This window comes from Nocardia citri (genome assembly GCF_054065835.1).
Genome location: NZ_JBSUQM010000006.1, coordinates 292263 through 305320 on the forward strand (window position 1 = coordinate 292263; position 13058 = coordinate 305320).

Sequence of the window (13058 nt, forward strand, 5' to 3'; positions counted from 1 at the left end):
GGGCGATCGTTGCTGAATCGTGTCCTGAATGGGGACCCCGATGACGATGACCGCCTCACCCATGTCGTCGAGCTCGCCGCACGGCCCGCCACCACCACTACCTGGCCTGATTGGGTTGCACCCGATGTCGTCGCCGCGCTGCGGTCCGCCGGAGTCGAAGCACCGTGGACGCATCAGACCAGGACCGCGGACCTCGCCGCGAGCGGCCGACACGTCGTCGTCAGCACCGGCACAGCATCCGGTAAGTCGCTCGGGTATCAACTGCCGGTGCTCACCGCATTGCGCGAAGATCCACTCGCGACCGCCCTTTATCTGGCACCCACCAAGGCATTGGGTGCCGATCAACTACGGGCAATGGCGGAATTGACGCACGAGGGCCCATTGCGGGATGTCCATCCGGCCACTTATGACGGCGACACCCCGGCCGAGGTCAGGCAGTGGGTGCGCGCGAATGCCCGCTTGATCCTCACCAATCCGGACATGCTGCACGTCGGCATGCTGCGCTCGCATCAGCGCTGGGCCAGGGTGCTGCGCAGGCTGCGCTATGTGGTAGTCGACGAATGCCACGCCTACCGGGGTGTATTCGGCTCGCACGTGGCGCTGGTGCTGCGCAGGCTGCGACGCATCGCGGCCCATTACGGCGCGGACCCCGTATTCATACTGTGCTCGGCGACCACGGCCGAGCCGGCAGCCGCGGCGTCCCGGCTGATCGGCGCACCGTGCGTGGCGGTCACCGAAGACGGATCGCCGCAGGGCGCGCGCACTATCGCGCTATGGGAGCCGCCGCTGTTGACCACTCTGACCGGCGAAAACGGTGCGCCGATTCGGCGCTCCGCGACCTCGGAGGCGGCCCGGATCATGGCCGATCTGGTGGTCGAGGGCGCGCGCACGCTCGCCTTCGTCAGGTCACGGCGGGCCGCTGAGCTGACCGCGATCGAGACACGCAGGCTGCTCGCCGATGTCGATCCGGCGCTCAGCGAACGGGTCGCCGCCTATCGGGCGGGTTATCTCGCCGAAGATCGGCGCGATCTGGAGGCGGCGCTCTCGGATGGGTCGCTACTGGGGGCCGCCACGACGAATGCGCTGGAGCTCGGGGTCGATATCGCGGGTTTGGACGCGGTCGTGATCTCAGGTTTTCCGGGCACAGTCGCCTCGTTCTGGCAGCAGGCCGGGCGCGCCGGTCGGCGCACGCAGGGATCGCTGGTGCTTCTGGTGGCCAGGGACGATCCGCTGGATACCTTCCTGGTCCATCATCCGGAGGCGCTGCTGGACAAGCCGATCGAAGCCACTATCACCGATCCGCACAACCCCTATGTATTGGGCCCGCAATTGTTGTGCGCGGCGCTGGAACTGCCGCTCACCGATGCTGAGGTCGATGCGCTCGGCGCACGTGAGGTGCTGACAGATCTTGCAGGTCAGGGGTTGATTCGACGCCGGAACGGCGCGGTGCGGGACGGCAGCGCGCGCTGGTTCGCGACGGCCGAGGCACAGCCGCACGATGTGGTCGATGTGCGCGGTGGCATCGGTAAACCCATTGCCATCGTGGATGGCGAGACCGGCAGATTGCTGGGGACCGCCGATGCCGGGCGAGCGCGGGCGACGCTGCACGAAGGGGCTGTTCACCTGCATCAAGGCGATATCTACCTGGTCGAAGAGCTGGATCTCGAGGGCGGTGTCGCCTTCGTGCGCGGTACCGATCCAGGCTGGACCACCAGCGCCAGACAGGTCACCTCCATCGCCGTCGACGCGGTCACCGAACAGCGTCGCCACGGCCGGGTGACAACCGCATTGGCTCAGGTCAGCGTCACCAGCCAGGTGATCGGCTATCTGCGCACGTTGCGCACGGGCGAGGTGCTGGACCTGGTCGAGCTGGATATGCCGGAGCAGACGCTGCGGACGCGCGCGGTGCTCTACACGGTGACGCCCGAACTGCTGGCCGCGGCAGACCTGGATAAGGCGCGGGTACCGGGTGCGCTGCATGCCGCCGAACATGCGGCGATCGGCCTATTACCGCTGGTCGCGACCTGTGACCGGTGGGATATCGGCGGCGTTTCGACCGCCGAGCATCCAGATACCGGACTGCCGACAGTATTCGTCTACGACGGGCAGCCGGGTGGTGCCGGCTTCGCCGAACGGGGATACGCACAGCTACGTCGCTGGTTGTCGGCGACGCTCGCGGTGATCGAGACGTGCACCTGCGCGGTCGGGTGCCCGTCCTGCGTGCAGTCACCCAAGTGCGGCAGTGGCAACCATCCGCTGGACAAGGCGGGCGCGGCCCGCCTACTGACCGCGGTTCTCGGTGAATTGGCCACCGATATGGACAACTGAAAGGCTCCGCATTCGATTCGTGACGCCGGCGACCTCCGAGTGTGATCACCGGTCCATCGGGTCAGGTGGTCACCAGGGCTTGTGGGGCGCAGGTCAGCGTGGCGCGCCTCGGCGGCGCCAGACCTGTCGGGCCACCGAATAAAGAGGATTAGATTCATGTTAACTGAATTATTGCCAAGACCATTAGCGCCCGACGTGCAGATCCATTCGATTGCACTCTGCGGTTACCAAGTAAATATAGGCAACAGCGCATTTATTCCGACCATCCGACCATGGCAATTACCGAATTCCGGCACCGCTAAGTACCACTGGCGAGTGCATGTACGTATCGGTCACTCTCCAACTTCTACGGGTCCGGCACGAGCAACGGCGCGAACAGTCCGCTTTCCTAACAGACCCATTGGTACATTTCCTTCAACAGTGACGGTCGCATCCCAATGCACGACTTCACACCGCTGAATCCTCAGTCCCATCCGTCGCGCGATCTCTTCCGCTTGCGCACATCCGACATCGGCCCCGCGCGTAAGTTCTCCCGCCGCCGCCAATGCCGCCAAATCCGCCGCAGCCTGCGCTCGATGCCGCGCCACAACGACCACTCCGACCTGAGCGATCAATAGTGTCGCGCCGATCAGCGCCGCCAGCGCCAGACAGGCGAACACCGTCGCAATGCCCTCGTCTCGCCGTCCCGCCCCGACCGCGTCCGCCTCGAGCGCCTGCCCTGCTCTGTCGAGCCAGTGCTCGCCACCGGACTCGACTGCCCGGCCCCCGCAACCAACCCGGTTGCGCGGCCGGACTCGCTGTGCGCTCGAGTCGTCCGCCTGGGGGCGCCATGCGCCACCACGACGCCGCAACCTGCCTCCCGAGGTACTCGCGCCGCACCCACGACCGATTCGATCGTCCACCCGAACCGATCTCACCGTGACGCCGTGCCGATGGCCCGGCATGTCGTTGTCCTTCTGTGCTGTGCCCGGTGGCACGTCGCGGTCCGTTGGTCGGCCGTCGTGGGTCACGGCTCGGCTCCTGGCTCGCGGGCGGCGACGGCCTCGGCTTGCAGGATCAGTAAGGGCAGCAGGGGTGCACGGGCGGAGACCGCCGCGACCACCCGATCGCCCTCACTGCGCAGCGAAATGTCGGCGGTCGGCGGAGCTACCCGCCGGGCCGCCGACACCGCATTCGCTTGATCACCGCGGGCAGCCAGCCGGGCCGCTTCGCGAGCGGCGTCGACACAGCGCACCTGCGTCGACGCCGCGAGCAAGGCACCTACGCACAGCACCACCGCAACCACGATGGCAGCGAGCGCGATCGCCGCCTCAACCGTCACCGCACCCCGGTCGTCACCGAGATGCGTTGTACCGCAATAGTTTAATCGACAGCTGCGCTCGGCTACACAGCGGTGTTCAATGCCTTGTCGATGATCTTCGTCAGCGCGTTCACAATGCTGTCCCCGGTGACCACCCCGTAGAGCACGGCCCCGAACGCCGCGGCCGCGATAGTGCCGATCGCATACTCCGCCGTACTCATCCCGTCGTCCGCGACCAGTACCCGCAGCACCCGCGCTCGCAACTCCAGGGCAATGGCCCCAAGGCGCCGCACCGCCCGATCCCGCACCGTTCCCATTCGCACTGTTTTCCCCTCTCATTCCCGCCCGCGCGGCCACTCCGCGCCGACACGCTCTTCCCCACCGCGCGCGCCCCACCAGCGCGTCACACACCCCGACGCTCCCCAGCGCAGCACGCAGTAGCTCAGCGACACCGCGATCAACAACACCTTGCGCGCCCCGAACCGGCTCGTCCTTGTGCCGCGCGGCTACACCGCGCCGATACGCCTTTCCCTGCCGTGTGCACCTCGGCATCGCGCTACCCGGCTCAACGTTCCCCAGCGCAGCGCTCGCCGGCTCAGCAACACAGCGATCGACAGCACTATGCGCGATCGTCCGCAGTTCCGGGCTGATTCTTGCAAGCGTCCGCAAGTCGCCCATTACCTGCGGAGACGGCCCTGATTCGGCGTTGTTCCGGTCGGCGGTTTCCGGCTCGGCAGTGCTCGGCTGCGGTGTGCCTGCGGGAGTCCAGGTCCCAAGATGCGGACGGCGGGCGCGAGGTAGCACAGCGGTGCTCAGCTCGGCGAAGCTCAAATCGGTAGCGCACGGCCCTATGTCCGTAGCTGCTGCAGTATCCGGCCCGGCGCCCCGCTCAGTCGTTCGCGAACCCGGCGCTCGTGATGCGGTAAATCCCTGCCACACGGTTCTCACAGCAGTCCACCTCCGAGGACGCGACCGGCGAGGCCGATTACTACCGGGACGATGCCGAGGCACACGAAGGCTGGGAGGAAGCAGAGGCCAAGAGGGCCGCCGATCAAGACTCCGGCGCGTTCGGCGCGGGCGGCGGCCGCGTCTTCAACTCCGCTGCGGCACTGTTCGGCCAGTTCGCCGACGGCAGTGGCGAGTGAGGCACCGGAGCGAGCGGAGCGCCTGGCCATGCGTGCCAGTGAGTCGACCTCCGCGGCGCCAGGTTGGCCTGCGCCGTCGCGGGCCACCTGGTCCCAGGCGGTTGCCGCGTCCGCGCCCAGTGCCAAGAGGTCGGCTGCCTTGCGCAATGCCGTCCCGAGGGCTGGTGGCGCGCTGGATGCCACCGCTCGAGCCGCGGAGGCCATCGGCAACCCGGCTCGCAGGCAGGCGGCCAATAGGTCGAATATCGAAGCTACGGCCAGCGGATCGCTGTTGGTGCCGCGCGAAGGAGTCGGAGCGGCCGGCGGCCGGCTCAGCTCTCGCAGCGAGCGCAATCGCCGATTCATCGCGACTCGCGCGGGCAGCACGACCAATGACACCGCAATCAAAAGCACTGGAACACCGACATTTTCAGTCATCGCAAACCCCTTCGCACGTGTACGAAACCGGCACATTTGTTTCATACGAAGACCTTTCGCGTGATCGCGTCGGTCCACAGCAAGCCGAGGCACGCCAAGGCCGCGCCGAGCGGCAGCAGTACGGTTCCGGCGCCGGGGCTCAGCAGTACGTGCAGTGGCGCGGCACCCATCAGTTGACCGAGGCCGATACCCAAGAGCGGCAGGCCTGCCAGGACCGCCGCGGTGGCGCGAGCACCGGCCAGCGCGGCAGTGGTGCGTGTGCGAAACCGGATGCGCCCCAGTAAGTCCGCTCGAGCGGCGGCGAGTAGTTCCGCGAGAGCGAGTCCGTGATGCTCGGCGACCTGCCAAGCGTCGGCGATCCTGGCGAGTTCGGTGTCGACGATGGAGTCGGGATCGCGCAACCCATCCGCACCGGACCCACCGAGTCTGCTGCGTGCGGCACTGACCGCGAAGGCACGTGCGGCCGCCCCACGCGCTTCCTGCGCGGCAATCTCCGCCGCTGCACTCGGATGCGCACCCACCCGCAGCTCCCCGATTACCGCCTCGAGTGCGTCCAATAGGTAGGCGCACTCCGTACTGCGCCGCCGATCCCAGCTCGCCCGCCGCACCCGAATGCCGACCGTTCCCCCGACCAATACCACCGCAATCAACGGACCGACACCAACAGCCGACGCCCCCACGACGGCGACACCGAATAGAACCCGAAACCAACTGCTCCGCCGAAACTTTCGAACATCTCGCGATGCTGTGAACAGCCTGACGAACCGACGCCGGGAACTAGACGACGGTGCCAGCAAAACCCCGATCGCCAGGCATACCAATGCCGCGATCATCGATGGGGCCCTTCGCCGGCCAGGAACCGCGACAGCGCCATCCGGCTCGCAGTTCCTGAGCGCACCGCTACCGCAATCACTGGTCGAGCCATTCGCGAAACAGACACAGCGACAGTGCCGCTGGTGCTGAGAGCGCCGAAGTCTTCGGTGCCGCGACCAGAAAGGATCGCGGCACTGCCGGAGTCGTCGCCATCGAGCACACCATCCATCGCCCCCGGCGACAGAGCCACGAGCACGTTACGCGCCGAAGCCATCCGAACTGCGCGCGCCGAGCGCGCCAATGCCACGATCATCGGTCGAGCCGCTCCGCGAGCAGGCGGGTGAGGGTGGGAGCGGCCGGGGTTGGGGCTCGGTCTGCATGCCAAGCGGCGGATATGGTGACGTGGCCTTGGGGGTCACGGTCTACGATGCCGATTTCGCGTAGGACGCGGGAGCCGTCGGCTCGGCGGTGAACGTGCAGCACTACCTGGACGGCTGCGGCTAGTTGACTGTGGAGGGCGGCCCGGTCCATACCGCCCAGTGCGGCGAGGGCTTCCAGGCGGGCAGGGACCTCACGCGGGGAGTTCGCGTGAACGGTGCCCGCGCCGCCGTCGTGGCCGGTGTTCAGGGCGGTCAGGAGGTCGATGACCTCGGCGCCGCGGACTTCGCCGACGACGATTCGGTCGGGGCGCATCCGCAGGGCTTGCCGGACGAGGTCGCGCACGGTCACCGCGCCAACGCCTTCGACGTTCGCGGTGCGCGCGACAAGGCGCACGATGTGGGGATGTGGGGGTGCCAGTTCGGCGGCGTCTTCGACGCAGATGATGCGTTCGTCGGCGGCGACCTTGGCCAGTAGACCGGACAGCAACGTTGTCTTGCCTGCGCCGGTCCCGCCGACCACCAGGAAGGCGAGTCTGGCCCGAATAATCCGCTCCAGTATCAGTTTCGCGTCGGCGGGTACCGCGCCTGCCGCGGCGAGCGCATCCAGTCCCTGTGTCGCCGGACGCAGCACCCGCAGCGACAGGCACGTGCCGCCGTGTGCCACCGGCGCCAAGACCGCGTGCAGCCGCACTCCGAACGAATCCCCCAGTGCCGCTTCCGTTCCGGACAGCCTGCCGTCGACCCATGGCTGCGCATCGTCGAGTCGTCGCCCTGCCGATAGTGCCAACCGCTGCGCCAAGCGGCGCACCGCCGCCTCATCCGGGAAGATGACAGGGGTTCGCTCCAGCCCACGACCGCGGTCGATCCACACCGCGTCGGGCCCGGTCACGAGCACATCGGCGACCCGAGGATCCTGCAGCAGCGGCTCCAAAAGCCCGGCCCCGGTCATCTCGGTCTGCAGCAGCCGCAATGCCCGCAGCAGATCGGTATCACCGAGCACGCCGCCGGCCTCTGCACGAATGGCCGCCGCAACATGTGCCGGATCCGGGTCCCCGGACGCACCGGACAACCGCTCCCGTACCCGATCCAACAACTCCGACGTAACCAACGCGCTCACCGCGGACCCCTCCCCACCGAAGCGCCGGTACACACTGCAAGGCCCCGCCGCGGCATCGCGTGAGTCGCCCGCGCACTCGGAGCCGCAGACCGCCCCCTCCCATGGACGCCGCGCACCCCATTCCGACACCACTGCGGAAGTTCGTATCGACCAAACCGCACCGAAATTCCGTGCACCGCAACTGCCGCACGGACTCGAGGTAGCGACTCAGACGTCAACGTACTCACCGCAAGCCCTGTCCGGTCGGGACGCTGAGGACGCCGAGTACAGCGTCTGCGGCGTCGCGGAGCGGGCCGCGGCGGAGGGTGAGGCCGCCGCGTTCGAGGCGGGCGGCGAGGCCGGGTTGGGCTCGGACGGCGGCGAGCAGGGGGAGGTCGAGAACCTCGGCGACCTCGGGGCCGCGGAGCCCGCCGGGGGCGGGGCCGCGGACTATCAAGCCCTGGTTGGGATTTCGCTTACCAATGTGGGCGGCGACCGATTCGGCGGCGGCGACCGCGCGCAGCCGGGCGGGGACGACCAGGACCACGAGATCGGCCACGTCGAGTATCTGGTCGGCGTGTGGTCCGCGCTCGCCCGAGATATCGCATATCACCAAATCGCCTGCGGCGCGACCCGCTTCGATGACGGCGCGGACGGCGGCTGGGCCGATTTCGACGGGTAAGCGCCCGGCACCGCTGCGGCCGCAGGACAGTACCGCCAGTCCCGGCGCGGCTGCCGGCAGTGCGCTGTGCAGTGCGGTGGCCGACACCCGGCCGTCTTCGATCACCAGATCCGGCCAGCGCAGCCCGGCCCCGGTTTCGATGCCGAGCAGCAGGTCGAGACCGCCGCCGAGGGGTGCGCCATCGACCAATACGGTGTCGCGCCGGAACCGCTCGGCGGCGGAGCGCAGTCCGGTCGCCGCGGCCAATGTGGAGGCGCCCGCACCGCCGCCGGCACCGGCGATCGCGACGACAACACCATCGCCCATGTGGTATTCGCCGTGCTCAGCAAACTTCTCGATAAGTCCGACCGCCGCACCGGGCAGCGCGATGACGCGCTCGGCGCCGACGGCCGCAGCGGCCCGCCAATCCGTCAATCCGGGTTCCCCATCGGTCACCAGCACGATGCCGATCCGGCGGAGATAGCCGGCTCGCGCACAGCTCTCGGCCGCCGTTGTATCGAGGATCACCAAAGGCGCCGCCGACCAGGCATGCCGACCGACGGGGAGCGTGCGCTCGTCGAGCTCGCGCTCCGCGGCCGCCGCGATTCGGCGCACCTCGTCGCGCAGCCGAGTGTCCTGGGTGAGCACGAGCGCGGGTGGCGGTGCCGGGGAGACTTCGAGATTCATGCAGGTCAGCATGTTCGAAGACGAGAAAGGGCAGAAGATGCGATTTGCCGAATGTGGATAACTCGGGGGGTGTGGATAAATCCGGAGACCCGAAACCGGCGAAATCTACCCCGAAATAGAGGACGGCCCCAGCCGGGGGGGGAGGAGGCTGGGGCCGTCGGGTTCAGCCCCGGGGGGTCGGGCTGAACGCGCCTGGACTATGTCCAGGTGCCAGCAATACTACACCCAAGCCCGGGCCACGACGCAAGTCTGTCGGGGGAGAACTTTGTGGCCACCACCGGTCCGGCGTCTCCGGGGCAAACCCTTCGAGCGCACCGGAGATCCGACCCGTCCGACACGGCCGCCGCGGCATGCATATTCTGAACGGGTGACGGCCGATGGCGACCAGACAGAGCTTGCGGACCAGACGGCACGGGACGCGACGGTAACGAAGCGACCGAGCGCCGCAGGCACGCGCGTGGCCGCCTTCTTCGATCTCGACAAGACGGTGATCGCGAAATCGAGCACCTACGTGTTCAGTAAGCCCTTCTACGCGCAGGGTCTGCTGAACCGGCGCGCGGTGCTGGAGAGCAGTTATGCCCACTTCCTGTTCATGCTCTCCGGGGCCGACCACGATCAGATGGAGCGCATGCGCGCCAATTTGACGAATATGGTCGCGGGCTGGGATGTCGATCAGGTGAAATCCATTGTGGCCGAAACACTTCACGACGTCGTCGACCCGCTGATCTACGCCGAGGCCGCGGATCTCATTGCCGACCACAAGATCCGGGGGCACGACGTGGTGATCGTCTCGGCCTCGGGCGAGGAGATCGTCGCCCCGATCGCCGCGGTGCTCGGCGCCTCGCATACCGCGGCGACCCGGATGGTGGTCGAGGACGGCCGCTACACCGGCGCGGTCGAATTCTATTGCTACGGCGTGGGTAAGGTGACCGCGATCGAAAAGCTCTCCGCTGCTGAGGGTTACGACCTCTCGCGCTGTTACGCCTACTCCGACTCGGTGACCGATCTACCGATGCTGAGCGCGGTGGGACATCCGACGGCGGTGAACCCCGACCGCAATCTGCGGCGGGAGGCGGTGGCCAAGGGATGGCCGATTCTGACCTTCTCCAACCCGGTGTCGTTGTGGGCGCGTTTCCAGAGCCCGTCGTCGACCACCCTTGCCGCGACGGCGGCGGTAGGGCTGAGTGCTGTGGTGGCCGGGGCGATAAGTTACCGGCTGCTGCGCCGACGCCGCTGAGCGATAGCTGCCCCCGCTGGGGCCGTGCGCACGGGCTGTTCGGAGGCGCTGCGGGCGGCTTGCCGACCAGGTTTCCGGCATAACTAAGAGACTGCCGCGACCAGGCATTTAATCACGAAACGCCGGTAAAAACGCCGATTATTGAATGTTTTCTCAAGCCTTGATGTGGGAGCAGTCACAGGTGTAGAAAGGTAACTACGGAAGGACGGAAGGCCTGAGCGGAGCCGGAAGAGAAGGTTCAGCTCCCCGACCCACCCTTCCCAGCACGGGCACCAGGCACCCACGCGGAGCGCGCCGCGACAAGGGCAGAAGCGTTGTGGGCCTGCGAGATCCGGGGTTTCGACGGCGAGGGCCTCGCACAGGTTGCGGGGATGAACCGCCGGAGTTCGGATCATCGCCGAGGCCGCAGAACACAACCCACCCAGCACGCTTGGTAACCGGGTATCCGTGCTAGCGGGCGGTGAGGTCTCAACGACAACGCCGCCCGCTTCGATGTGTATGGGCCCCTATCCGGATGCCGCGTCGGCGATTGATGTCGCCTCCCGCGCACCGTCCTCGAAGGCGCCACAGCACAGAATCACCCAGCCCGCCACCGCATCCGGAGCGCCGGAGCCGAATCCGGCCGCCGCATCCAGATACTGCTGACGCCGCCGCAACCAGAACACCTCCGGCACACCGAGGCTGTGCGGGTCCAGCCCGCTGGACGCGGCGACCAGTCGAGAGGCGGCGCGCGCCACGATGCCATCGGCCGTACCGAACGGCCGCAGAGTCAGCAGTTCACCGTGCACGACCGCCGCGATGACCGGTGCGGGCGCCGTGGATCCGAGGACCGTCTGCGCCAGCAGATCGAGTCGTTCGGCCACGCCGCCGTCCGCGCGCGGCCGCCCGAGCAGCGCCTCGTCGGTCACCAGATCGGCCGCGGCCAGCAGATGCAGCCGGGCCAGTGCCTGCAGCGGTGCGCGCTGCCAGGTGCCGGCGAGGTTCCGCAGCGCGTCACCGTCGAGTGCCTGCCCGACCCGCAGCGACCCGGCCAAGATCGGATCTGCGACCCTGCCGTCGGCCGGCAGCTCGGTGCCGCCGCCGTCGATCGCGGCGGATGAGCGCGCGGCACGCACCGCCGCCTCGGCGGCCGTGGTCGCCCAGCCCCGCCGGTTCGCCTGGTGCCGATGCACCGCGGCGAGCGCGTTACGCGCCTTATCGGCGGCTTCGCGGACACCGGGCAGATCGACGAGGGGCTGTAGCGGATCGGTCACCGTGCCGATTGTGCCGCGCCCGCACCACGACCGATCCACGACCCCCTGGTCAGTCTGCCAGCAGGTCTCGTCCCGGGATGGCGTCGAGCAGACGGCGGGTGTACTCCTGCCCAGGGTTCTGGAAGACCGCGTCGGTGGTGGCGGCCTCGACGATCCTGCCGGTCTGCATGACCAGGACGTCGTCGGCGATTTGCCGGACGACAGCCAGGTCATGGGTGATGAACAGATAGGACAGCCCCAGTTCGGCTTGTAAATCGTTGAGCAGTTCGAGGATCTGTGCCTGGACGAGGACATCGAGTGCGGAGACCGCCTCGTCGCACACCACGACCTCCGGGGAGAGCGCGAGCGCACGGGCCACCGCGACGCGCTGGCGCTGGCCACCGGAGAGCTCATTGGGGTAGCGACGCATTATCGACGACGGCAGCGACACCTTGTCCAGCAGATCGCGCACCGTTGCCTCGCGTTCCTTGGCGGTGCCGATCTTGTGGGTACGCAGCGGCTCCTCGATGGTGCGGTAGATCGAGTACATCGGATCCAGCGAACCGTAGGGGTCCTGGAAGATCGGCTGCACCCGACGTCGAAAAGCGAACGCGCCCTTACGATCCAACTTCGCCACTTCGCGACCGTCGAAGGTCACCGACCCCGATGTCGGTTCGAGCAGGCCCAGAACCATCTGCGCCACTGTGGATTTGCCCGAACCGGACTCCCCGACAATGGCGGTGGTAGTACCGCGCTTCAGCCGGAACGACACATCGTCGACCGCGACGAAATCCGTCGACTTCCACGGTGCAGTGCCGCGAATCTTGAACGCCTTGGACAGATTCCGTGCGACCACCACGTCGTCGGAGACGGCGGCGATTTCGGCATCGGCCGCCGCGACGTCCTCGGCGACCTGTACGGCCTGTTTGCGCACCTCGATGCGCTCACGAACCGAGGACAGCCGCTGCGAGGCCAGAGAGGGCGCCGAATTCACCAGCTTCTTGGTGTACTGATGCCGCGGTTCGCGCAGAATCTGCAGTGCCGGACCGGATTCCACCACCTTGCCGCGATACATCACCACCAGGTGTTCGGCGCGCTCCGCGGCGAGGCCGAGGTCGTGGGTGATGAGCAGGACCGCGGTGCCCAGTTCACTGGTGAGTCCGTCGAGGTGGTCGAGGATCTGCCGCTGCACCGTCACGTCGAGGGCCGAGGTCGGCTCGTCGGCGATCAGCAGTTTGGGCCGACAGGCCAATGCGATGGCGATGAGCGCACGCTGGCGCATGCCGCCGGAGAATTCGTGCGGATACTGGTTCACCCGACGCGCCGCATCGGACATCCCGGCTTCCTCGAGTAGTTCGATGGCACGCTGCCGGGCCGCCTTGCCCTTGGCAATACCGTTGGCCGCCAATGTCTCTCGGATCTGGAATCCGATCTTCCATACCGGATTCAGATTCGACATCGGATCCTGCGGCACCAAACCGATACCGCTGCCGCGTACCGCGACGACCTCCTTCTTCGACGCCGTCGCCAGATCCTTGCCGTCGAACCTGATCGAGCCGGAAGTCACCTTTCCGGTACCGGGCAACAGATCGATAATGCTGTGTGCGGTGGTGGACTTCCCGGATCCGGATTCGCCGACGATGGCGACGGTCTGGCCCGGATAAACCGTCAGACCGACGTCGCGCACCGCTGGAATCTTCTTGCCTTCGGACCAGAAGCAGACGTTGAGATCCTCGATCTCGAGCAGTGGTTTATCGGACAT

General features: G+C 67.4%; 11 protein-coding genes. 2 read left to right on the plus strand and 9 right to left on the minus strand.

What is annotated here, in order from left to right:
• The first annotated feature begins 9 nt into the window (after positions 1–9).
• Positions 10–2328, plus strand: a complete 2319-nt coding sequence (locus ACW2Q0_RS12495; protein WP_457189408.1) for a DEAD/DEAH box helicase — start codon at positions 10–12, stop codon at positions 2326–2328.
• A 332-nt stretch (positions 2329–2660) separates the two neighbouring features.
• On the opposite strand, the gene ACW2Q0_RS12500 is transcribed toward ACW2Q0_RS12495, so the two are convergent.
• From ACW2Q0_RS12500 to ssd, 7 genes are all read right to left on the minus strand, one after another.
• A complete protein-coding gene (locus ACW2Q0_RS12500; protein WP_457189526.1) occupies positions 2661–3272 on the minus strand; it encodes an Rv3654c family TadE-like protein in 612 nt (203 codons plus the stop codon).
• A 62-nt stretch (positions 3273–3334) separates the two neighbouring features.
• The gene (locus tag ACW2Q0_RS12505; protein WP_457189410.1) at positions 3335–3649 is read right to left on the minus strand and encodes a TadE family type IV pilus minor pilin; all 315 of its coding nucleotides are present in this window, start codon (positions 3647–3649) and stop codon (positions 3335–3337) included.
• 62 nt (positions 3650–3711) lie between these two features.
• Positions 3712–3945 (minus strand): DUF4244 domain-containing protein, encoded by a 234-nt coding sequence (locus tag ACW2Q0_RS12510; RefSeq protein ID WP_457189528.1) that lies wholly within the window; start codon positions 3943–3945, stop codon positions 3712–3714.
• Positions 3946–4572: 627 nt separating this feature from the next.
• Positions 4573–5190, minus strand: coding sequence for a type II secretion system F family protein (locus tag ACW2Q0_RS12515; RefSeq protein ID WP_457189412.1), 618 nt, complete (start codon positions 5188–5190; stop codon positions 4573–4575).
• Positions 5191–5231: 41 nt separating this feature from the next.
• Positions 5232–6023 carry a type II secretion system F family protein gene (locus ACW2Q0_RS12520; RefSeq protein WP_457189414.1) on the minus strand — a complete coding sequence of 264 codons (792 nt, stop codon included), beginning with the start codon at positions 6021–6023 and terminating at the stop codon, positions 5232–5234.
• A 289-nt stretch (positions 6024–6312) separates the two neighbouring features.
• Positions 6313–7500 carry a TadA family conjugal transfer-associated ATPase gene (locus ACW2Q0_RS12525; RefSeq protein WP_457189416.1) on the minus strand — a complete coding sequence of 396 codons (1188 nt, stop codon included), beginning with the start codon at positions 7498–7500 and terminating at the stop codon, positions 6313–6315.
• Between the two features lie 223 nt (positions 7501–7723).
• Complete coding sequence (gene ssd, locus ACW2Q0_RS12530; protein WP_457189418.1) at positions 7724–8827, minus strand: septum site-determining protein Ssd; 1104 nt, start codon at positions 8825–8827, stop codon at positions 7724–7726.
• A gap of 367 nt (positions 8828–9194) precedes the next feature.
• Here ssd and ACW2Q0_RS12535 point away from each other — a divergent pair, with 367 nt between their 5' ends.
• The gene (locus tag ACW2Q0_RS12535; RefSeq protein ID WP_457189421.1) at positions 9195–10064 is read left to right on the plus strand and encodes an HAD family hydrolase; all 870 of its coding nucleotides are present in this window, start codon (positions 9195–9197) and stop codon (positions 10062–10064) included.
• 506 nt (positions 10065–10570) lie between these two features.
• Here the strand turns inward: ACW2Q0_RS12535 and ACW2Q0_RS12540 are convergent.
• The gene (locus ACW2Q0_RS12540) at positions 10571–11317 is read right to left on the minus strand and encodes an oxidoreductase (RefSeq protein WP_457189423.1); all 747 of its coding nucleotides are present in this window, start codon (positions 11315–11317) and stop codon (positions 10571–10573) included.
• Between the two features lie 49 nt (positions 11318–11366).
• Positions 11367–13058 carry a dipeptide ABC transporter ATP-binding protein gene (locus tag ACW2Q0_RS12545; RefSeq protein ID WP_457189425.1) on the minus strand — a complete coding sequence of 564 codons (1692 nt, stop codon included), beginning with the start codon at positions 13056–13058 and terminating at the stop codon, positions 11367–11369.